Here is a 21,295-nt window from a genome sequence, read left to right on the forward strand (position 1 = left end):
CGGGGTCGGAGAGGGATTCAGAGGGGGATGTTGTCATGCTTCTTGGGGGACTCGGGGCGGGCGTCGTTCTTGGCGCGCAACGCGGCCAGGGAGTCGACGATGACGTTGCGGGTGTCCTCAGGGGCGATGACGGCGTCGATCTCACCGATGGCCACGGCCTTGTCCGGGTTGATGACGGCGTCGGTGTACTCGGCCACGAGCCGCTCGTGCTCGGCGGTGGCGGCCTCCTCCCCCTGCTCGTCACGGACCTTGGCCAGGTCGCGTCGGTGGATGATGCCGACGGCGCCGGCGGCTCCCAGGACGGCGATCTCGGCTCCCGGCCAGCAGAAGTTGAGGTCGGCGCCGATGGCCTTGGAGCCCATGACGATGTAGGCGCCGCCATAGGCCTTGCGCAGGACGATCGTCACCAGCGGCACGGTGGCGGTGGCGTAGGCGTTGATGACCTTGGCGCCACGGCGGATGATGCCGGCGTGCTCCTGCTCGGCTCCGGGACGGTAGCCGGGGACGTCGACGAAGGTGACCACCGGCAGCCCGAAGGCGTCGCAGAAGCGCACGAAGCGGGCGAGCTTCTCGGAGGCGTCGACGTCCAGGGTGCCGGCGTCCACCAGCGGCTGATTGGCGACGATCCCCACCGGGTGGCCCTCGAAGCAGGCGAAGCCGACCACGACGTTGGGGGCGAACTCCTCCTGGACCTGGACGAGCTCGCCGTGGTCGACGACGGCCGAGACCACCTCGACGACGTCGTAGGCCTGCCGGGTGGAGGCCGGGACGATCTCGCCGACGCTGCGGGCGGCCTCGGCGTCGGCCTGGGCGTCGTTGTCGTCGTAGGCGTACATGGGAGCATCGAGCTCGGCCGAGGAGGGCAGGTAAGCCAGGAAGGTGCGGACCTGCCCCAGGGCGTCCTCCTCGTCGTCGGCCACGTAGTGCACGACCCCGGAGACCGAGCCGTGGATCTGTGCACCGCCGAGGTCCTCGGCGCTGATCTGCTCGCCGGTTGTGGCGCGTACGACGTCGGGGCCGGTAACGAACATGTGGGAGGCCTGGCGGGTGGCGATGACGAAGTCGGTCAGGGCCGGGCTGTAGACGGCGCCACCGGCGCAGGGCCCCAGGATGACACTGATCTGCGGGACCAGTCCGGAGGCGGCGCAGGTGCGGTTGAAGATGCGCCCGTACTGGCGCAGGGCACCCACGCCCTCCTGGATCTTGGCGCCGCCGGAGTCGATGAGTCCGATGACGGGGATGCGCAGGCGCAGGGCGTCGTCCAAAAGCCGGACGATCTTGTCTCCCTCGATGGTGCCCAGGGCGCCACCGGAGACGGAGAAGTCCTGGGAGTAGACGGCCACCTGGCGGCCGTCGATCTGGCCGAAGCCGGTGACGACGCCCGAGGGACGGGCCTTGTCGCCGGCGCCTGAACCGGTGTAGCGGCCGATCTCCAGGAAGGTGGAGTCGTCGAGCAGGTCGTTGATGCGCTCGCGGGCGGTGCGCTTGCCCTTGGCGTGCTGGCGGGAGGCGGCGCGCTCCTCGGCCTCCCGGTCGACGCGGGCGATGCGCTGGCGGAAGGCGGTGGTGGCCTCCGAGTCGGCCATGGTGGTTCCCTGGGCCGGTGTCTCGGCAGATGCGCCGGGGCCGGTGATGGGGGCGGTGGTCACGGTTCAGGCCTCCTCGGAGTCGTTCTCGGGGGTGCTCATGCGCACCAGGACATCGCCGGCCGAGACGGTGCGTCCGGCGCTGACGGGGATCTCCGAGATGGTGCCGTCGCTGGGTGCGTGGACGTAGTTCTCCATCTTCATGGACTCCAGGACCACGAGCAGATCGCCCTGGCAGACCGGCTGGCCCGGCTCCACACAGATCCGGGTGACGATGGCCTGCATGGGAGCGGCGATGACACCGGGCTCACCGCTGGAGGTCCCGATCTCACCAGGGGCTGCGCCTCGAGGTGAGCGGGTTGGGCCCGAACGGCCGCGCAGCGGCTGGGCCCGGTTGCTGCGGGGGCTGAAGCCCCGCGCCGGGTTGGAGGGGGCGAGGATCCCGTCGGGCAGAGTCAGCTGCATGCGGCGGCCGTTGAGCTCGATGATGTAGCTGGAGCGGGTACGAGGGTTGGCGACCGTCTCCGCCGAGCCGTCGGCCTGCGATGTCGCCGCGGCGTCGGCGAGAGCGGGCAGCACCTCGTTCTCGATCCACCGCGTGGTCACAGCCAGCCGCCCGGTCTCGTCGGGGGCGGTGAACTCGGGGCGGGTCAGGACCTCGGAGTGCAGGGCAGTGCACACGGTGACGCCCTCGACCACCGTCTCCCGCAGGGCTCGCCGGGCTCGAGCGATGGCCTGCTCCCGGCTGGCACCGGTGATGATGATCTTGGCGAGCATCGGATCGAACAAGGGGGTGACGACGTCGCCCTCAGTGACTCCGGACTCGATGCGGATACCGGGACCGGCCGGCCAGCGCAGGCGGGTGATGGTACCGGTGGAGGGGGCCAGACCTCGGGCGGGGTCCTCACAGGTAATGCGCAGCTCGAGGCTGTGACCGCGGGGCTCGTTGACCTGCCCGAGGTGACCGCCCTCGGCGATGCGCAGCTGGACCTCGACCAGATCGGTGCCGGCGACCTCCTCGGTGACGCAGTGCTCCACCTGCAGACGGGGGTTGACCTCCAGGAACCAGATATCGCCCTCGGGAGTCAGGAGGAACTCGCAGGTGGCCACCCCGACGTAGTCGACCGTCTCCAGGAGGCGACGGGAGGCCTCGACCAGACGCCCGTGGACGCCCTCGGGCAGGAAGGGCGCGGGAGCCTCCTCGAGGAGCTTCTGGTTGCGTCGCTGCAGGGAGCAGTCGCGGGTGGAGACCACGGCGAAACCACCGTGGCTGTCCCGGGCGCACTGGGTCTCGACGTGACGTGCGGCTGTGACGAACCGCTCCAGGATGAGGGTTCCGCCGCCCTGCGCCGCGGACTCGAAGGCCGGGGTGGTCCGGACCTCGTCGTCGTTGTGCAGGACGGTGATGCCGCGTCCGCCGCCACCGTCGGTGCGCTTCAGGGCCACCGGGTAGCCGTGGGCGGCGGCGAAGGCGATGACGGTCTCGGCGTCGGTGACCGAGTCAGTGATGCCCGGCACCGGGGCGACCTGGGCCCGCTCGGCGGTGGCTCGGGCGCTCATCTTGTCTCCAAGGGCGTCCATGGCCTCGGGTGAGGGCCCGACCCAGGTGATCCCCGCCTCGATGATGGAGCGGGCGAAGTCGGCGTCCTCGGACAGGAACCCGTATCCAGGATGGATGGCGTCGGCGCCGGTGGTGCGGGCCAGCTCGAGCAGCGCCGCCGCGTCGGTGTAGGACGATCCCTCGGGCAGTGCGTAGGCCTCATCGGCGAGCTCTGCGGCGGGGCTCATGAGGTCCTCGGGCGTGTACGGAAGGATCGACGTCGCCCCAAGGTCGCGGGCGGTTCGCACGATACGCAGTGCGATCTCGCCACGGTTGGCGATGAGGATACGGGAGAGGGTCACCAAGAGTCTCCTTACCTGGACGCTGCCGGGCTGGCGGCGGGCCCTCCTTGGGCCGGCGGGGTGGATCCGTGCTTTCCCTACAATCGTCGAGGGGCGGATCCACTGGACTATGACGTTACGTGGTCGAGGCACCACATTCCATTTGTGGAAACCTCACAAAGAGTGAGAGTTGCGTTGGTGTAACAATCGAGACCCCAGTAATGGGGCGGCATAACGGGGGCCTGGCAAAGACGTCTCTCGCTCCTCGAACGCCTTTGAGGTTTCCCACAAGCCCGATGGGGCGGAGTGGCTCAGCGCATCGGCTGTCACACCTGCATCACGAACACCTCCTCCAACAGGGCGTCAATACCGGTCGCTGGCAGCGCCCCGCGGCGTCGTCAGTGTTCATCGCGAGCATCATGGCGGTGCGAGGAGGCTGCCTCACGCAGCTCGCAGATGGCGGCCAGGGCGTCGTCGGCCCGGTAGACCGCCGACCCGGCGACGAAGACGTCCGCCCCGGCCTCGGCAGCGCGCTCAATCGTCTGGGCGGTGATGCCGCCATCGACCTGCACTCGCAGGTCGAGCCCTCTGGCACCGACCAGCTCGCGCGCCCGGCGGATCTTAGGCAGCATCGACTCGATGAAGGACTGGCCGCCGAAGCCCGGCTCCACGGTCATGAGCAGGAGGAGGTCGAACTCCCCCAGGACATCGGCAACGGCCTCCAGGGGGGTGGCGGGCCTCAGGGCGATGCCCGCGCCGGCGCCGAGCCGGTGGAGCTCGCGCGCCAGACGCACCGGCGCCGTCGTGGCCTCGGCGTGGGGGATGACGATCTGGCAGCCGGCCTCGGCGTAGGCCGGCGCCCAGCGGTCGGCGTCGCGGATCATGAGGTGGGCGTCCACGGGCAGCGAGGAGTGGGCGAGCACCGCCTCGACCACCGGCAGCCCCCATGACAGGTTGGGCACGAAGTGGTTGTCCATGACATCGACGTGGAGCCCGTCGGCGCCCGGGGCGCCGGCGTCGCCCGTGACCCGGTCGAGCTCGTCGGCCAGGTGGGCGATGTCGCAGTTGAGGATCGAGGGGTGGATGGCCGTCATCGGGATGCTCCTCATGATGCGCTGGTGTGGTTGGTCAGTCAGCTGGTGCGGCGCAGCAGGGCGCAGAACATGGCGTCGGTGCCGTCGAGGTGGGGCCAGAGCTGGAGCGTCTCCCGGTCGGATCCGGCCGGCGGCTGAGGGGCCAGACGGGTGGCGACGTCCCCGGCGTGCAGGGGCTCGGTGCGCAGGCCCTCGCGCTCCAGCAGCCGCCTCACGTCGCGCACCACGAGGGTCGTCTCCAGGGCGTGCGGGGAGCAGGTCACGTAGGTCACCACTCCCCCGCGTCGCACAGCGCGCAGGGCGCTGGCCAGCAGCTCGCGCTGAAGCTCGGCCAGAACGGTGACGTCCTGCGGCTGTCGGCGCCAGCGGGCCTCTGGGCGGCGGCGCAGCGACCCCAGACCCGTGCAGGGGGCGTCGACAAGGACCCGGTCGTAGGCGCCGGGCTCATCGCGCCCGAGGTCACGCCCGTCACCGCAACGCACCCGGGCGACGTCCGGTGCGATGGCTCGTAGGGCGGAGCGCACCAGGTCGGCCCGATGGGGGCTGACCTCATTGGCCAAAAGCTGGGCGCCCGTCTGCGCGGCCCTCGCGGCGAGAAGCGCGGCCTTGCCACCGGGCCCGGCGCACAGGTCGAGCCAGCGCGCGTCGCGGCCTTCCACAGGGGCGTGTGCCGCAACGAGTGCCACTAGCTGGCTGCCCTCGTCCTCAACCCCGGCCCGGCAGTCGCGGATCGCCTCGATCCGGCCCGGGTCTCCCCCGACCATGACGACGGCGAGGGGACTGATCCTGCCGGGGCGAGGCTCGACGTCGTGGACCCGGCCGGCCTTGCGGGCGTCCTTGGCCAGCGCCTCCGGAGCGATGAGGCCGGGTCTGGCACACAGGGTCACCTCGGGGTCGGCGTTATCCGCGGCCAGGAGCGCCTCGAGCTCCTCGCCGCTGCGACCGTGGGTGACCAAGGCCTGGCGCAGCGCCTTGACGATCCACTCCGGGTGCGACTGGGTGCGGGCCAGAGCGGTCGTCTCATCGGGGGCGTCCCGGCGTAGCTCGTCCATCCAGGAGTCCAGGTCCCGTCCGCTGAGGCGACGCATGACCGCATTGACGAAGGTGGCCGCGCCGCGCCCGCAGGAGGTGGTGGCCAGGTCCACGGTCGTGCTCACGGCGGCGTGCTGAGCAACCCGCATGCCCATGAGCTGGTGGGCCCCCAGGCGCAGAACGTCGAGCACGGCCGGATCGATGCGCTCCAGCGGACGGTCCGTGCAGGCGGCGGCCATCGCGTCGTAGCGCCCCCGCAGCCGCAGGGTCCCGTAGGTCAGAGCAGTGGCGAAACCGGCGTCACGCCGATCCAGGTCGGCGGTCTCCAGCAGCTCGGGCAGGAGGAGATTGGCGAAGGCGTCATCGCGGCGAACACGGGTGAGTACCTCCAGCGCCACCTGACGCGCCGAGTCAGATCGGCCCCGCGCCGGGCGCGCCGACGCACCCGTCTGCGGGCCATCCTGCTCGAAGGAGCGCCGGCCCTGGGCTCGTCGACCCTGGTGAGGACCACCGCGCTCACTTCGCCTGCCGCGTTGCTCCCGGCGCCCGCCAGGAGCGCCGCCCCTCCCATGGCCCGCACCTCGCCGGTTCTCGTCGTGGCCGCCCGACGCACCCCGGCGTGTCGATCGCTCCCCCATCAGATCGTTCTCTCAGCGTCGTTGTTCCTGGGAGACGAGTCCCCCAGGACGGCCCCCACCTCCGGGCGCGCCCCCCGTGCCCAGGCATCGGCAGGCATCCAGCTGCGCCCGGCGGGCGCGACCTGCTCCAGGCGGACTGCGCAGCCCCCGGTTCCCACGAGGACCTCGTGCTTGGTGGCGCGCAGCTGGCCGGGCAGCAGATCAGTGACCTCCGGTACCGGGGTGACCGGGCCCAGACGGAACCGGGACCCCTGGTAGGTGGTGTGGGCGCCCGGCGCCGGAGTGACGCCCCGGATCCGACGGTCTATGGCAAGCGCCGGATCCTCCCAGCGGATCAGACCGTCGGCCGAGGAGAGCATGGGGGCCAGCGTGGCCAGCGCGTCGTCCTGAGGCTCCGGACGCACGCTGCCGTCCTCAACACGGCGCAGCACATCGAGAACCAGGGGCGCCCCGGCCTGCGCCAGCCGTTCGAGCAGGTCCCCGCTGGTGTCCCGACCGCTGATGGCCTCCGTGAGTCGGCCATAGACGGGGCCGGTGTCGAGCCCCTCCTCGAGGCGGAACACGCAGGCCCCGGTGACCTCCTCACCGGCGATGACCGCCCGCTGGACCGGGGCGGCACCCCGCCACGCGGGCAGCAACGAGAAGTGGAGATTCAGCCAGCCGTGCTCAGGAACGTCCAGCAGATCAGTCGGGACCAGGCGACCGTAGGCGACCACGACGGCGACGTCGACTTTCAGAGAGCTGACCCACGCGTGCACGTCGTCGGCCTGCTCCCCCTTGAGGGTTGCCGGAGTGCGCACATCGAGCCCCGCGTCGCGAGCCACGGCCGCCACCGGCGAGGGATGCAGTGTCCGGCCGCGACCTTTGCGAGCGTCAGCGCGGGTGAGGACCCCGACGACGTCGTGCTCACTGGCGATGAGGGCCTCCAGGGTGGGCAGGGCCGCCTCGGGGGTTCCGGCGAAAAGCACACGCATGCGGCTGAGTCTAAGGGGCGAAGTCACCCAGTGCGGGGTTCAATGCCGGTCCGGCGTGGGGAGCAGGCCCAGTGCGATGAGCTCGGAGCGCAGCCGTCCCACACCGGTGAAGTGGTGGGTGCGCATTCCCAGGCGGTCGGCCGCCTCGATGTTGACCGCCGAGTCATCGACGAACAGGGTGCTGGAGGCCTGGAGACGGTAGCGACTCAGAAGAAGGTCGAAGACGGCGGCATCCGGTTTGGCCAGGTGCTCGCGCCCGGAGACCACGATGCCCACGAAGCGCTCGAGCTGGGGAACCAGGAGCCTGGCCCGCTCGAAGGGCGCGGCGTCGAAGTTGGTCAGCCCGTACAGCGGTACACCCCTCCCAAGGAGGTCGTCGAGCAGGGCGGCCATACCGGGAACAGGACCCGTCAGCGAGTCGGCGAAGCGCTGCCGGTACAAGGAGAGGATCTCCGCCCAGTCGGGGCGGCCGGGGTGGGTTCGGGTGTAGTCGGCGAGCACCTGTTCGAAGGGCTCTCCCCGGTCGAGTCGCTCGTTCCAGGTCAGGAACCCTCCGTCGACTACGAACTCCTCCCAGTCGTCGGCCGAGACGTATCCGGCGACGGCCGCCATGGGCTCCCAGGCGTACAGGACGTTGCCGTAGTCGAGGACGACGGCACTGACGTCGCGTGCGGGGCTGGAGGTCGTCAAGGAGGACGATGCGTTCACGTCCGCCATCCTCCCACTTCGGCGTCCTGAGGCTCGCATGGTTCCATCCGGGACGGATCACCCTTGACGTTTGTGATTCGCCTACTGACACGGGTTCGCCGCGCCGGCGGACCAGGGCTGCTCAACATCAGCTCCCGAAGAGGCAAAACACCTGATGGGAGCAACGTCACGTACCGATCGCGACCGCTCAATCGGTGCGCTCAGAACTTCTTCCTACCAGGGGGTTTCCAAGCCTCAGGAACTCTGGTACGCTCGTACCAATCCGGTACAGGCGTACCACTTTGACAGTCTGAGCGCGCGATGCGCGTCATGATTCATATCGGCGACACAGTGCTGTGTCAGAGAGGGAGTCATGGAATTCTCCGTAGATTCCGAAATCGGGAAGCTTCGCCAGGTCATCCTGCACCGGCCCGGCAACGAGATGCTCCGACTCACTCCGCAGAACAAGGACCACCTCCTGTTCGATGATGTCCTGTGGCTCGAGCGGGCCCAGGAGGAGCACGACCAGTTCGCACGAGTTCTGACTGACCGCGACATCGAGGTGCTCTACCTCAGCGACCTGCTGGCCCAGACCCTGGAGGTGCCCGAAGCCAGGCAATACGTCCTGGACCGAGTCGTCAACGAGAACACCAACGGCCCCAGCGCCGCCGATCCGCTGCGCGCCCTGGCCCAGGGGCTGTCCGGGGCCGAGCTGGCCGAGGTGCTCATCGCCGGGATCACGAAGGCCGAGCTGCTCGAGCGCACCTCATGCCCGGACTCGCTCGTGCTGGCCTCCATGGACGACGACGACCTGCTTCTGCCGCCGTTGCCCAACCACCTATTCACCCGCGACACGTCCTGCTGGATCTACAACGGCGTCTCCATCAACTCGATGATGATGCCGGCCCGGCAGCGCGAGACCATCAACTACGAGGCGATCTACCGTTGGCACCCTCTCTTCGCCGGCTCCGACTTCCCCGTGTGGTCCGAGGGCACGCAGGCCGGCCCCGCCACCGTGGAGGGTGGAGACGTCCAGATCATCGGCAACGGCGCCGTTCTGGTCGGAGTCTCCGAGCGCACCACCTCGCAGGGCATCGAGAGGCTCGCCAGCCGACTGTTCGCCGGAGGCACGGTGAACCGGATCGTCGCCGTCGAGATGAACCGGACACGCGCCCAGATGCACCTGGACACGGTGATGACCATGGTCGACGTCGGCACGTTCACCATCTACGGCGGCCTGGGGAAGCTGCCGACGCTCACGCTGCGCCCGGACGGCGACAAGCAGATCAGCGTCACACGCAACGCCCCCGAGGACATGTACCGCGTCATCGCCCAGGCCCTGGGTGTCGACGAGCTCAACGTTCTCATCACGCCCCAGGACTCGATGGCCGCCGCCCGTGAGCAGTGGGACGACGGCTCCAACTCCCTGGCCATCGCCCCCGGTGTCATCGTTACCTATGAACGCAACGTCAACACGAACGAGTACCTTACTTCCCATGGCATCGAGGTCCTGACCATTCCCGGCTCGGAAGTCGGTCGCGGTCGCGGTGGTCCACACTGCATGAGCTGCCCGACCCTGCGGGACCCGCTTGCCTGAGTCGGCCCTGGCCGACACATAAGAAGAACTGTCAGTACATCACCACACTGGACGAAGGAATCCTCATGTCCCACCCCCTGCACAACCGCAGTTTCCTCAAAGAGCTCGACTTCACGGCCGAGGAGTGGAGCTCCTTGCTCGAGCTGGCCGCCCAGCTCAAAGCGGACAAGAAGGCTGGCCGCGAGGTGAAGCGGCTGACCGGTAAGAACATCGCTCTCATTTTTGAGAAGACCTCGACGCGCACCCGCTGCTCTTTCGAGGTCGCCGCCTACGACCAGGGCGCACAGGCCACCTACCTCGACCCCTCCGGATCCCAGATGGGCCACAAGGAGTCCGTGGCGGACACCGCTCGGGTGCTGGGCCGCTTCTATGACGGCATCGAGTTCCGCGGCAAGAAGCAGGAGCACGTCGAGGCTCTGGCTGAGCTCTCCGGCGTCCCGGTGTGGAATGGACTGACGGACGAGTGGCACCCCACCCAGATGCTCGCCGACCAGCTGACCATGCTGGAGCACGCCGACAAGCCGATCGAGCAGATCTCCTTCGCCTACCTGGGCGATGCGCGCAACAACGTTGCCAACTCACTGCTCATCTCGGCGGCCCTCATGGGAATGGACGTGCGGATGGTGGCCCCCAAGGAGCTGCAGACCTCTCCCGAGGTGGTGGCTCAGGCCGAGAAGCTGGCCAAGGACAGCGGCGCCCGCATCCTCATCACCGACGACACCGCCCAGGGCGTCAAGGGCGTCGACTTCCTCTACACCGACGTGTGGGTCTCCATGGGTGAGCCCAAGGAGGTCTGGGATCAGCGCATCGCCCTGCTCGCGCCCTACCAGGTCAACGCCCAGCTGGTGGAGGCCACCGGCAACCCGGACGTGAAGTTCCTCCACTGCCTGCCGGCCTTCCATGACCGCAACACCACGGTCGGTGAGGACATCTTCGCCAAGACCGGAATGGAGGGCCTGGAGGTGACCGACGACGTCTTCGAGACCGAGCGCAACGTCGCCTTCGACCAGGCCGAGAACCGTATGCACACCATCAAGGCCGTGATGGTCGCGACCCTGGGAGAGTGGGACTGACTTGTGAGAATCGTCGTCGCCCTCGGAGGAAACGCCCTGCTGCGTCGGGGGGAGAAGCCCGACGCCAGTACCCAGATCCGCAATGTCGAGATCGCGGCCCACGAGCTGGCCAAGCTGGCGGAGAAGCACGAGCTGGTCCTGACTCACGGGAACGGCCCCCAGGTGGGTGTCCTGGCCCTGCAGTCCGCCAATGACGAGCGCCTCTCCGAGCCCTACCCCTTCGATACCCTCGGTGCCCAGACGCAGGGCATGATCGGCTACTGGCTGCTGCAGGCCATGCAGAACGCCTTGCCCGGTCGCCACGTGGCCGCCATGGTCAATCAGACCCTGGTGATGGCCGGTGACCCGGCCTTCTCCAACCCCACCAAGTTCGTCGGAGAGGTGTACACCAAGGAGGAGGCCGAGAAGCTGGCTGAGGAGCGGGGCTGGGTGGTCAAGCCCGACGGCGAGCACTACCGCCGCGTCGTCGGCTCCCCCATGCCGCAGCGCGTCATCGAGACCCGTCTAGTGCGCACCCTGCTGGATGCCGGTGCGATCGTCGTCTGCTCCGGAGGCGGCGGTGTGCCCGTCGTCCGCAGCGAGGAGGGCACCCTCAAGGGTATTGAAGCCGTCATCGACAAGGACCTCACGGCGTCGGTCATGGCCGAGGCCCTGGAGGCCGATGCGCTTCTTATCCTCACGGACGTTGATGGAGTGTTTCAGGACTTCGGCACCGAGAACCAGAAACAGGTTCCGAGGGCGACGCCGGCAGAGCTGCGGTCCATGGGACTTCCCAGTGGTTCCATGGGACCAAAGGTTGAGGCGGTGTGCCGATTTGTTGAGCTGACTGGTGATATGGCGGCAATCGGACGTCTTGAGGACGCCGTTTCCATCATTGAGGGCCACGCAGGGACTATCGTGACTCCCGGAGGAAACTACGGGGGGCCGGACGATATCCATCCCCCAATTCCCGAGCAACTCGACACGCGCATCCGCAGGGCCTGACCGGAGCAACGGCATCGGTCTTTCAAGGAGGTGGTGAACACCCTTAACCCACAATGACCGTGCCACGGTTCAGCAATCATTCTTACACTCATATACTCCTACGGCTACATTTGCGGTTCGTTCAGAGTAGAATGACAATGTTGAACCATAGCCACATCATTTGTCTTCATTCACTCATCACACATCGAGCACAAAGGAGTGACTTACTCATGACGAAGATCGTCAACTCTTGGAACGACTTCGACCCTCTCAAGCGTGTCATCGTCGGACGCGCCGACTTCTCGGTTATTCCTCCCGAGGAGCCCGCCACCTCTGAGAAGGTGCCGATCGACTCCGAGATGCGCGGCATGTGGGGCCCCCGCCCCACCGCCACCGTTGAGGCCGCCAACGAGCAGCTCGACAACTACGTCAAGATCCTCGAGGGTCTGGGCGTCCAGGTGGACCGCCCCACGCCGCTGCAGTGGAACCAGGCCATCCAGACGCCTGACTTCCGCACGGAGTCGGGCTTCACCCAGATGCCCCCGCGCGACATCCTGCTCACCATCGGTGACGAGATCATGGCGTCGGCCAACTCGTTCCGCTGCCGCTACTTCGAGTACCTCGCCTACTGGCCCCTCATGAACCAGTACTTCGAGGAGGACCCGGAGTTCAAGTGGACCCAGGCCCCTCGTCCGCGACTGACGGACAAGTCCTACAAGCACAACTACTACGACGAGCGGATCTCCCTGGAGGAGCGCCTTGAGCGCACCGCCGCCAAGGATTTCGTGACCACTGAGGTCGAGCCGATGTGGGACGCGGCCGACGTCATGCGCGTGGGTAAGGACCTGTTCATCCAGCACGGTCTGACCACCAACCGCAAGGCCATGGAGTGGTTCAAGCGCTACTACCCGGACCTTCGGGTGCACGCAGTGAACTTCCCCGGCGACCCCTACCCGATCCACATCGACGCCACCTTCGTGCCGCTGCGGCCCGGGCTCATCATCAACAACCCACACCGCCGCCTGCCCGAGGAGCAGCGCAAGATCTTCGAGGCCAATGACTGGCAGATCGTCGACGCGGCTCCCCCGGCCCACGAGGTTCCGCCGCCGCTGTGCTACTCCTCCGTCTGGCTGTCCATGAACTGCCTGGTCATCGACCACAAGACCGTGTGTGTTGAGGCCAGTGAGGTCCACCAGATGGAGCAGATGGACAAGCTCGGCATGAACGTCATCCCGGTTCCCTTCCGTGACGCCTACGCCTTCGGCGGTGGTCTGCACTGCGCGACGGCCGACGTCTACCGTGAGGGTGGCTGCGAGGACTACTTCCCCAACCAGGTCGCTGACCCGACTCTGGTCTGATCTCAAGGGTGCGGGGCGGCGGCTCATGGGACCGGGCTGCCGCCCCGCACGTTACCCGGCTCTGCTCTTCGCAGCGCGGTCAGCGGACGCTCCATAGGACTGGGAAGGCCCTCCTGACCGCGCGAGACCTGGCAAGGATGCCGGTCCGTCGCGCACGCCGGGGGAGAACTCAGGAGACACAACTGCCATGTCACAGACATCGTCCGCTGAATCCTCTGTCACAGAGTACGTCATGAACAAGAAGCTGGGCGCCATCGCCATGCTTCTCTCCGCCACCGGGATGGGGCTTGTCGGCACCATCAGTCGTGGCACGACCGCCGGCCTCGCTCACGCCGACAAGTCCGTCATCGGTTCGTTCCTGGCCTTCGGCCGCATGAGCGTTGGACTACTCGGGTTCATTCTTATCCTCATCTTCACCGGGAAGGCCGGGCTGTTCCGCCGCACCCGCCTGAGCACCACCGTGATCCTGGGAGGAGTGAGCATCGGCCTGTCCCTGGGGTGCTACATCTCCTCGACGTTGATGACGACCATTTCCAACGCTGTCTTTCTCATCTACACTGGACCCTTGTTCTGCGCACTGCTCGCACGCATTTTCCGCAAAGAGAAGATCAGCGTGCTCTCCGGCATCTTCCTTTCTCTTGTGTTCATAGGAATGCTGCTGACCATTGGAATTATCGACTTCAAGAACGGGAGTCTGACCTTCGGACTGGATCTGTCTGCCTCAACGCCCGATTTCCCTCAGAAGAGCCTAGGAGATATTTTAGGCCTGTTGTCCGGAATCTTCTATGGTCTGGCACTGTTCTTCTACGGGTACCGTAAGGACGTTGATTCAATCGTTCGCGGTGTGTGGAACTTCTTCTGGGCCGCCTGCGCGACGCTGGTCATGTCCATCGTCTTGCGTCCTTGGCACGGCATTTCCACCTTCACCGCCACCAACTGGATGTGGGCAGTGGCCCTCTTCCTCGTCTGCGGCCTGTTCGCGCTGGGATTCTTGGTCGTTGCAGGGCGCAACCTGCCTGCCGTTGAGTACTCGACGATCTCCTACTGGGAGTGTCCGGTCGCCATTCTGTGCGGCCTGCTCGTCTGGGGAGAGAAGCTCACCCCCATGGGGATGATCGGCGGACTGCTCATTGTCGGCGGTGGGTTGGCCCCGATCATCGTGGATGCCATCGCCCGGAAATCACGCGCATCTACGTCCTGATCCCCTTGTGATCCTGTCTGCCTGCGCCAACTCCCAGCGGGCAGACAGGATCACATGTAGAGTCATCAACGTCTCACCTTGGGATGACCATTACGTCATCGTCGACATCCACCGAGCCGGAGTCATAGGCTATGAACACCTCCCACTCAGGAAGCACGAAACACCATCATCTGGACTCAGAACGAAGTCTCGCACTGAGGCGTGCAGCGAAGGCGAGCTTCATCGGAAACTTCATTGAGTGGTTCGACTACGCCTCGTACGGATACCTGGTCACCGTCATTGGTCACGCCTTCTTCCCAGAGGCAGATAAATCAGTCCAACTGCTCTCAACATATGCAGTATTCGCGATGTCCTTCATTCTGCGCCCGATCGGCGCCGTTGTATGGGGGGCGTGGGGAGACCGTTGGGGACGCCGTTGGGCACTGTCCTGGTCGATTCTTATCATGTCCGGATCGACATTCTTCATCGGTCTCCTTCCCACGTACGCGACTATCGGCATGGCAAGCGCCATGAGCCTCCTTGTCCTGCGAATGATTCAGGGATTCTCCGCCTCCGGCGAGTACGCGGGTGCCGGAACCTTCCTTGCCGAGTACGCACCTCCTGCTCGGCGCGGTATCTACACGTCGCTGGTTCCGGCTTCTACTGCCTGTGGCCTCCTTGCCGGCTCACTCATGGTGACCGGTATGTTCTCGGTCCTCAGCGACGATGCCATGAACACCTGGGGGTGGCGAGTTCCCTTCCTTTTGGCAGGGCCGCTGGGGCTCATCGGCCGCTACATCCGGGTGCACCTGGAGGACTCCCCCGCATACCAGGAGATGCGCGCGGAGATGCCGCAGGAGCAGAAGGCCACCAGCTGGTCCGAACCGCTGCGGCTGCTGCTGCGAGACCACCTGCATGAGACCCTCATTACCTTTGGAGTCTCCTGCCTCAACGCCGTCGCCTTCTACATGCTTCTCACCTACATGCCGACGTATGTTCACGAAGAGCTCGGATTCTCCCAGGACACTTCCACTCTGGCTACCTCAGTGATGCTGGTCGTGTACATTGCGGCGATCTTCCTCATGGGGCATCTGTCGGACTCCTTTGGGCGTCGTCGCATGCTCATCACCGCCTGCGTCGCATTCATTGTGCTCACGATTCCGTTGTTCGTTGTGATGACGAAGGCTGCGGGCATGCTCGCCGTGGTCATCCTGTGTCAGATTGTCTTCGCTATAGCGTTGACGGCCAATGATGGAACTCTGGCCACCTTCCTGGCTGAGTCCTTCCCGACCAACGTGCGCTACTCGGGATTTGCCCTATCCTTCAATGGAGCCAATGCGCTTCTTGGTGGAACAACACCGTTCATTGTCACATGGCTCATCAAGGTCACCGGTTCCCCCCTGGCGCCTGCGGTCTATCTCACGGTGATCGCGCTGATCGCCATGATGGCAATCTTCCGTTCTCGTGCGATTCATGGGTCGGAGCTGACTGAGGAGCAGGCTCACCCCGAAGTCTGACCCACTCACTGAGAGCAGTTGACGACGAGTTGAATAGACACTGATTGCTCACGAGGTCATTATCACCGTCTTGTTACGGACTTCAACGCGTTGTCGTCGTAAGATGATGGGTATGGCTCGTACTGATGCAGATGACGCTGGAGAGGCAGCGAGTAGTGATGTGTCCGTACCCGCAGGCTCTCGCACAGAATCGCGAGTGACCCCGCGAGGTGAGGACCGTCGTCAGACCATCATCGAAGCCGCGGCGGCCATCATCCGTGAGTCAGGACCGTCCGCGATCAGCCACCGCAGTGTCGCCAAGCGAGCCGGGTGCTCCTTGTCTGCGACAACCTACTACTTCGACGGCTTGGAGGATCTCCTCCATCAGGCGGGTCTGGTCAACATCGGACTGTGGGCGTCTCGGGCGGAGCACGTCGCCGACCGGGTGGAGGCCTTCAAGGGCGTTCCGGACGTCCCCCAACGGGTGCGGTTCATCCTCCAAGCGACTCTTCCCGCCCATGGCGGCTACTTCGGGCACTATCTTCAGCTCATCTCAGCCAGCCAGGCATCACCAGTGAAGCACGCCTACCGTCAGGGGCGGCAACGTCTCAATGCCGCACTGCGCCGGGTGCTGCGTCAGCTCGACAGCCCGCTCGAACCGGAGATGGTCATCGCTATCGTGGATGGTGCTGCGGTCACCGCGCTCAGTGAGGGGTGGAACGTCAAGTCCACCGCCGCGGGGCTACTGACGGATCTCATCTCCCTGGCCCATGGCATGCCACCCTTCCAGGCGCCTGGTGACACGCTGAGCGCTACGTCGCCTCATGGCTCTCCCTCCACGTCGCCGGTCACAGTGGTGACGGGTAGCACCGCTGACTAGTGAGCCGTCCGAGCGGGTCTGCCTCTCTCCCCTTGCATCTTCACGGTTCCCTCACCACAAACGGGTGGGATCGAGCTCAACACGAACCGGCTCCTCGCGGCGGGCTGATCGGTCCCGCAGTCGTACCCTGAGCATGGTGGCAAGCGCTTTGCCATGTGACAGCGGAGCGCGTACCAGGGCTCTGGCCGCGCCGGGGAGCACCTGACCGTGAACAGGCGGTGGCGCCACCGGGCCGAGCACCTCAAAGCCATCGGCTTCGGCCTGAGCCAGGAGGGATTCCACGCCGCGTACCGGCCCGTCCAAGCGGGCCACTCGCCATGCGGGCGGTAGGTGCAGGTCGGCCCGCTCCAGAAGGTCTCTGCGTGCGAATCCCACCTGGTCCCATCGCACGAGGGCCTGTGCCGCCACCGGCTCCGGGCCTCCCAGAAGAACAACGCGGGCCGACGGCGCCGCCAGCACCACCGCATTGGACCACTGGCGCAACGCCTCTCCGGCAGCACCAAGATCGGGACGGGAGGATAGCGCGGCGCCGTCGAGGAGTAGGACGGCCCGGTATCCGCCCTCGGCGACCGGCTCCGCCCCGGGCGTGGCCACCACGAGACGTGGCGCGTCGTCTACCTCGTCGATGACGCCGTGGGCCTCCCTGGCTCCAGAGACCACCACGGGGACACCCGGAAAGGCCCGCCCCAGCTCCTCACCCGTCCGGGTGGAACCGACCGTCGCCATCCTCAGTCCATGGCCGCCGCACTCGGGGCAGTTCCACTGGCCCACCGTACGTGCACACCAACGGCAGGAGGTGCGACCCCGTTGGTCCATCGCCAGTGGACCACCGCAGACAGTGCACTGAGCGGCCTCGCGGCACCGGGCGCAGGCCACCAACGGCGCGTAGCCTGCGCGCGGCACCTGGATGAGAACCGGCCCGTCCTGCAGGGCGCGTCGCAGTGCTTGATGCGCGAGCGACGGGAGCCGGGCCGCCCCGGACGCGCCCTCCCGGTCCAGCTCAGCCGGGCCAGGGACCTCCACACGAGGCACAACGCCGCGCACAGTGTGCCGTGGAGCCGCCAGATTCTGGCACCATCCCTGCTCGACGAGCGACTGCGCCTCCACGGAGCGGCTGAATCCACCGATGAGTAGGCCGGCTCCATCCAACGTCGAGCGCAGGGCGAGCACCGTGCGCGTATGACTGTAGGGGGCGTGAGGCTCTTCCAACCGGTTGTCCCCGTCGTCCCATACGACTGCCAGCCCGAGCCGGTGCACCGGGGCGAAGGCCGCCGCCCTGGTGCCGACGACCACCCGGGCTCGCCCCAGCAGGAGAGCCAGGAACGCCCGATAACGGCGCGCAGGACCGTGCTCGGCCGAGAGCACCACCACCGGTTCCCCCTCCAGGTCGCGCCTGAGCCGGGCAGCGAGGGTCTCAGCCTGATGGGTCGTCGCCACCACGATGACGGCGCCGCGAGAGCTCGCCAAGGTGGCTTGGACGGCTCGGGCCAGGCACAGCTGCCACGGCGAGACCACCGGGACGGGCCTGCCGTCGTCGTCCGACGAACGTGCTTCGACCGGCCGCACCTGCGCCGGCAGAGCGGACCAGACCGCGCGTGGAGCCTCACCGTGGGCCAAGCGGCGCACGAACTCCTCACCACCGTCGTAAGGCTGCCAGCTGAGCTCACTCGAGGACGGCGGCTCCCAGGTGGGAAGGTCGAGGGGAACCTTGTCTCTCTCAGCCTTCTCCGTGGTGGCGTGCCTGGCCGGAACCGCAAGACGGATGACGTCGGAGCGTGTTCCGCAGCTGCGGGAGGCGACGGCCTCGATGAGTCGACGCGAGCCCTCCGGCAGGACCGGGAGGTCGGAGACCACTCGGCGCAGAGCTGACAGCCGGCCGATATGGGTGGTCGTGGCCCCCCGCTCCCAGATCCATCCGCGCATCTCCTGCTCACCGAAGCGAACCATGACCCGGGTGCCCGGCAGGGCCTGCTGCGCCATCGCCGCAGGAACCAGGTAGTCGAAGGAACGGTCGAGGTGCGGCACCGGGGAGTCCAGGAGAACCCTGGCCACGGGGTCACGGACCCCGGCCACCGTCACCGTGCGCAGACCGGGCTCCGGCAGCTCCAGCAGCTCACCCTGCTTGCTGACTCCGTAACCACGTGCGGGGCCATCCGACTCAACGGAGGCAGAAGCGTCGTCGTAGCCGGTTGCCATACAACCCCTCGGAAGTCTCCCGCCCCGAGTACGCGGGCCTCAGACGGCCTGGCGCAGGGCCTCGACGCGGTCGGTGGCCTCCCAGCTGAAGCCGGGACGCCCGAAGTGGCCGTAGGAGCTGGTGGCGCGGTAGATGGGACGCAGCAGGTCGAGATCGCGCACGATCGCGGCCGGACGAAGGTCGAAGACCTCGTTGACGGCCTTCATGATGCGCTCCTCAGGAACGGCCGCCGTCCCGAACGTCTCCACGTAGACGCCCACGGGGTGAGCGGAGCCGATGGCGTAGGCCACCTGAATCTCGCACCGTCTGGCCAGTCCGGCTGCGACGACGTTCTTGGCGACCCAGCGCATGGCGTAGCTGGCGGAGCGGTCCACCTTCGAGGGGTCCTTGCCGGAGAAGGCGCCTCCGCCATGACGGGCCATTCCGCCGTAGGTGTCCACAATGATCTTGCGTCCCGTCAGGCCAGCGTCACCTGCCGGACCACCGATGACGAACTGTCCCGAAGGGTTGATGAGGACGTCGGTGTCGGCGGTGTCGAGCTCGGTACCGACCTCGGCCTCAGCGGCCAGCACCGGCTCGATGACCTCCGTCCGCAGAGCGTCGGTGAGCCAGGCACGAGTGCGGTCCGCGTCATGCTGGGTGGAGATGACCAGGTTGTCCAGGCTCACCGGGCGCTGGCCGTCGTAGCCGATCGTCACCTGCGTCTTGCCGTCGGGGCGCAGTCCCGGGACGATGCCCTGCTTGCGCACGAAGGCCAGGCGCTCCGCCAGACGATGCGCCAGATGAATGGGCAGAGGCATGAGGGCTGCGGTGTCGTCGCAGGCGTAGCCGAACATGAGCCCCTGGTCTCCGGCACCCTGCAGGTCGAGAGGATCGATGTCCGTGTCGTCCCGACGGGCCTGAAGGGACTTGTCGACCCCCGCCGCGATGTCTGCGGACTGCTGCCCGATCGATACCGACACACCGCAGGAGCGAGCATCGAAGCAGACATCTGAGGAGGTGTAGCCGATGGCGGAGATCTCCTGGCGAACGATCTCAGGGATCTCGACGTATGCCCTCTCCGTCGTGACTTCTCCGGCCACGTGCACCAGGCCGGTCGTCACCATGGTCTCCACCGCGACGCGCGCGGTGGGGTCCTGCTCGAGGATGGCGTCGAGAATCGCGTCAGAGACACGGTCGCAGATCTTGTCCGGGTGACCTTCAGTGACCGACTCGGACGTGAACAAACGTAAGGAGGAACTCACGCACCCATCGTAGTCACCGCCGGAACTGATCCGTCGTGGCGTTACCCACGAAAATGCGGAAGCCGGTACTCAGGTCGCATTCACCAGGTCAGCGGTCAAAGAGATGACAAGGCGGGCGACGTCCATCTTGCTGCCCTGTCCCCGTGCCACTTCCGTGCCGTGGGCATCCAGGACGACGACGGCGTTGGGGACGTCTCCGAAGCCGAGCTCCTCCCCCACCGCGTTGACCGCCAGAAGGTGAGCCCCTTTTCTGCGGGCCTTGGCCCTGCCGTGGAAGAGCACGTCACCGTTCTCGTCCCCGGTCTCGGCGGCGAATCCGACCACGATCTGGCCGGGCCGAGGCGGTTCGCTCACCAGCCCGGCCAGGATGTCCGGGTTGGTGGTGAGCTCAATGGACATGGCAGGTTCAGCGGAGTGCTCCACTCCAGAGGGTGCCTGCTTCTTGAGCTTGGTGGCGGCCACGGTGACAGGCCGGTAGTCGGCGACGGCGGCAGCCATGATGACGGCGTCGGCGTCGCGGGCGGCGTCGCGCACGACGCGGAGCATGTCCGAGGCGGTACCGGCTGCAACAACGCTCACCTGCGCAGGCAGGGCTTTGAGCAGGTCGGAGGCCACGTGCGCCTGCACCAGGGTGACGCGGGCTCCCTGCTCGGCAGCGGCCGCCGCCAGAGCGCAGCCCTGGCGCCCTGAGGAGCGGTTGCCGAGGTACCTCACCGGATCGATGGGCTCACGTGTCCCACCGGCCGAGATGACGACGTGCCGTCCTTGCAGATGCTTGTCGCCCTCCCCCGAGGCCTCCTGCGCTCCCGCGAACCCGACGGCGGGCTGTGCCAGGACGTCCAGGGCCTGCGACACGATCTGCTCGGGTTCGGGCATCCGGCCCACTCCGGAGTCCTTGCCGGTCAGGCGCCCGCTGTCCGGCTCGATGACCGTCAGACCACGCTGGCGCAGTACGGCCACGTTCTCCCGGGTGGCGGGGTTGACCCACATCTGGGTGTGCATGGCCGGTGCCAGGACGACGGGAGCCTGGCAGGTCAGTATCGTCGCGGTGAGCATGTCGTCGGCCCGCCCTGCCCGTACTCGCGCCAGCAGGTCCGCCGAGGCCGGAGCGACCACGACGAGCTCGGCCCACTCGGCCACGGCCACGTGCTCGACGGCGGCCGGGTCATCGAAGACCCCGGTGGATACGGCCCGGCCACTGACCGCCGCCAGAGCCGGAGCGCCGATGAACCTCAACGCCGACTCTGTGGCCACCACCTTGACCTCGTGCCCGGCCTGACGCAGCAGTCGAACGACGAAGGGGGCCTTGTAGGCGGCGATCGACCCGGCGACGCCGACGACGACGCGCCGTGGCCGCTCGACGGCGGTCACGGCGCGTTCACTCGCAGTGGTGTGCGGCTCGTCCATGGCGAGCC

16 protein-coding genes are annotated in these 21,295 nt (G+C 67.0%); 7 read left to right on the plus strand and 9 right to left on the minus strand.

Annotated features, from left to right (window positions below; all coding sequences use genetic code 11):
• Positions 1–17: 17 nt before the first annotated feature.
• From HW274_RS06530 to HW274_RS06555, 6 genes are all read right to left on the minus strand, one after another.
• On the minus strand, positions 18–1,586 hold the full coding sequence (locus tag HW274_RS06530) for an acyl-CoA carboxylase subunit beta (RefSeq protein WP_143223793.1): 1,569 nt from the start codon (positions 1,584–1,586) through the stop codon (positions 18–20).
• Positions 1,587–1,652: 66 nt separating this feature from the next.
• Positions 1,653–3,488, minus strand: a complete 1,836-nt coding sequence (locus HW274_RS06535; protein ID WP_075253864.1) for a biotin carboxylase N-terminal domain-containing protein — start codon at positions 3,486–3,488, stop codon at positions 1,653–1,655.
• A 377-nt stretch (positions 3,489–3,865) separates the two neighbouring features.
• Entirely contained in the window at positions 3,866–4,561 is a 696-nt protein-coding gene (rpe, locus tag HW274_RS06540) for a ribulose-phosphate 3-epimerase (RefSeq protein ID WP_185988418.1), read from the minus strand.
• A 38-nt stretch (positions 4,562–4,599) separates the two neighbouring features.
• A complete protein-coding gene (locus tag HW274_RS06545; RefSeq protein ID WP_185988419.1) occupies positions 4,600–5,991 on the minus strand; it encodes an RsmB/NOP family class I SAM-dependent RNA methyltransferase in 1,392 nt (463 codons plus the stop codon).
• A 239-nt stretch (positions 5,992–6,230) separates the two neighbouring features.
• Entirely contained in the window at positions 6,231–7,205 is a 975-nt protein-coding gene (gene fmt / locus HW274_RS06550) for a methionyl-tRNA formyltransferase (RefSeq protein WP_075253867.1), read from the minus strand.
• 39 nt (positions 7,206–7,244) lie between these two features.
• The gene (locus HW274_RS06555; protein WP_185988420.1) at positions 7,245–7,922 is read right to left on the minus strand and encodes an HAD family phosphatase; all 678 of its coding nucleotides are present in this window, start codon (positions 7,920–7,922) and stop codon (positions 7,245–7,247) included.
• Between the two features lie 343 nt (positions 7,923–8,265).
• On the opposite strand from HW274_RS06555, the gene HW274_RS06560 reads away from it, so the two are divergent.
• The 7 genes from HW274_RS06560 (at position 8,266) to HW274_RS06590 (ending at position 16,439) form a co-directional block, all read left to right on the plus strand.
• A complete protein-coding gene (locus HW274_RS06560; protein WP_185988421.1) occupies positions 8,266–9,489 on the plus strand; it encodes an arginine deiminase in 1,224 nt (407 codons plus the stop codon).
• A gap of 65 nt (positions 9,490–9,554) precedes the next feature.
• Positions 9,555–10,562 (plus strand): ornithine carbamoyltransferase, encoded by a 1,008-nt coding sequence (gene argF, locus HW274_RS06565; RefSeq protein ID WP_185988422.1) that lies wholly within the window; start codon positions 9,555–9,557, stop codon positions 10,560–10,562.
• Positions 10,563–10,565: 3 nt separating this feature from the next.
• Positions 10,566–11,546 (plus strand): carbamate kinase, encoded by a 981-nt coding sequence (gene arcC / locus HW274_RS06570; protein WP_075253871.1) that lies wholly within the window; start codon positions 10,566–10,568, stop codon positions 11,544–11,546.
• Positions 11,547–11,755: 209 nt separating this feature from the next.
• The gene (locus HW274_RS06575; RefSeq protein WP_004564867.1) at positions 11,756–12,883 is read left to right on the plus strand and encodes a serine/threonine protein kinase; all 1,128 of its coding nucleotides are present in this window, start codon (positions 11,756–11,758) and stop codon (positions 12,881–12,883) included.
• A gap of 187 nt (positions 12,884–13,070) precedes the next feature.
• Positions 13,071–14,084 (plus strand): DMT family transporter, encoded by a 1,014-nt coding sequence (locus HW274_RS06580; protein ID WP_185988423.1) that lies wholly within the window; start codon positions 13,071–13,073, stop codon positions 14,082–14,084.
• A gap of 131 nt (positions 14,085–14,215) precedes the next feature.
• A complete protein-coding gene (locus tag HW274_RS06585; RefSeq protein ID WP_185988424.1) occupies positions 14,216–15,580 on the plus strand; it encodes an MFS transporter in 1,365 nt (454 codons plus the stop codon).
• Positions 15,581–15,776: 196 nt separating this feature from the next.
• A complete protein-coding gene (locus tag HW274_RS06590) occupies positions 15,777–16,439 on the plus strand; it encodes a TetR/AcrR family transcriptional regulator (protein ID WP_083303169.1) in 663 nt (220 codons plus the stop codon).
• 51 nt (positions 16,440–16,490) lie between these two features.
• Here the strand turns inward: HW274_RS06590 and HW274_RS06595 are convergent, their stop codons facing one another.
• The 3 genes from HW274_RS06595 to coaBC form a co-directional block, all read right to left on the minus strand.
• Complete coding sequence (locus HW274_RS06595) at positions 16,491–18,635, minus strand: primosomal protein N' (RefSeq protein WP_185988425.1); 2,145 nt, start codon at positions 18,633–18,635, stop codon at positions 16,491–16,493.
• A 39-nt stretch (positions 18,636–18,674) separates the two neighbouring features.
• On the minus strand, positions 18,675–19,880 hold the full coding sequence (metK, locus tag HW274_RS06600) for a methionine adenosyltransferase (RefSeq protein WP_075253875.1): 1,206 nt from the start codon (positions 19,878–19,880) through the stop codon (positions 18,675–18,677).
• A gap of 69 nt (positions 19,881–19,949) precedes the next feature.
• On the minus strand, positions 19,950–21,287 hold the full coding sequence (coaBC, locus tag HW274_RS06605) for a bifunctional phosphopantothenoylcysteine decarboxylase/phosphopantothenate--cysteine ligase CoaBC (RefSeq protein WP_075404406.1): 1,338 nt from the start codon (positions 21,285–21,287) through the stop codon (positions 19,950–19,952).
• Between the last annotated feature and the right edge of the window lie 8 nt (positions 21,288–21,295).

It is taken from the genome of Actinomyces sp. oral taxon 169 (assembly GCF_013394715.1).
Lineage (GTDB): Bacteria > Actinomycetota > Actinomycetes > Actinomycetales > Actinomycetaceae > Actinomyces.

Excerpts from the sequence above, each read along its gene's own strand:
- HW274_RS06530 (WP_143223793.1), bottom strand. The coding sequence starts at position 1,586 with ATGGCCGACTCGGAGGCCACCACCGCCTTCCGCCAGCGCATCGCCCGC.
- rpe (WP_185988418.1), bottom strand. The coding sequence starts at position 4,561 with ATGACGGCCATCCACCCCTCGATCCTCAACTGCGACATCGCCCACCTG.
- fmt (WP_075253867.1), bottom strand. The coding sequence starts at position 7,205 with ATGCGTGTGCTTTTCGCCGGAACCCCCGAGGCGGCCCTGCCCACCCTG.
- HW274_RS06555 (WP_185988420.1), bottom strand. The coding sequence starts at position 7,922 with ATGGCGGACGTGAACGCATCGTCCTCCTTGACGACCTCCAGCCCCGCA.
- HW274_RS06560 (WP_185988421.1), top strand. The coding sequence starts at position 8,266 with ATGGAATTCTCCGTAGATTCCGAAATCGGGAAGCTTCGCCAGGTCATC.
- argF (WP_185988422.1), top strand. The coding sequence starts at position 9,555 with ATGTCCCACCCCCTGCACAACCGCAGTTTCCTCAAAGAGCTCGACTTC.
- HW274_RS06575 (WP_004564867.1), top strand. The coding sequence starts at position 11,756 with ATGACGAAGATCGTCAACTCTTGGAACGACTTCGACCCTCTCAAGCGT.
- HW274_RS06580 (WP_185988423.1), top strand. The coding sequence starts at position 13,071 with ATGTCACAGACATCGTCCGCTGAATCCTCTGTCACAGAGTACGTCATG.
- HW274_RS06585 (WP_185988424.1), top strand. The coding sequence starts at position 14,216 with ATGAACACCTCCCACTCAGGAAGCACGAAACACCATCATCTGGACTCA.
- HW274_RS06595 (WP_185988425.1), bottom strand. The coding sequence starts at position 18,635 with ATGGCAACCGGCTACGACGACGCTTCTGCCTCCGTTGAGTCGGATGGC.
- coaBC (WP_075404406.1), bottom strand. The coding sequence starts at position 21,287 with ATGGACGAGCCGCACACCACTGCGAGTGAACGCGCCGTGACCGCCGTC.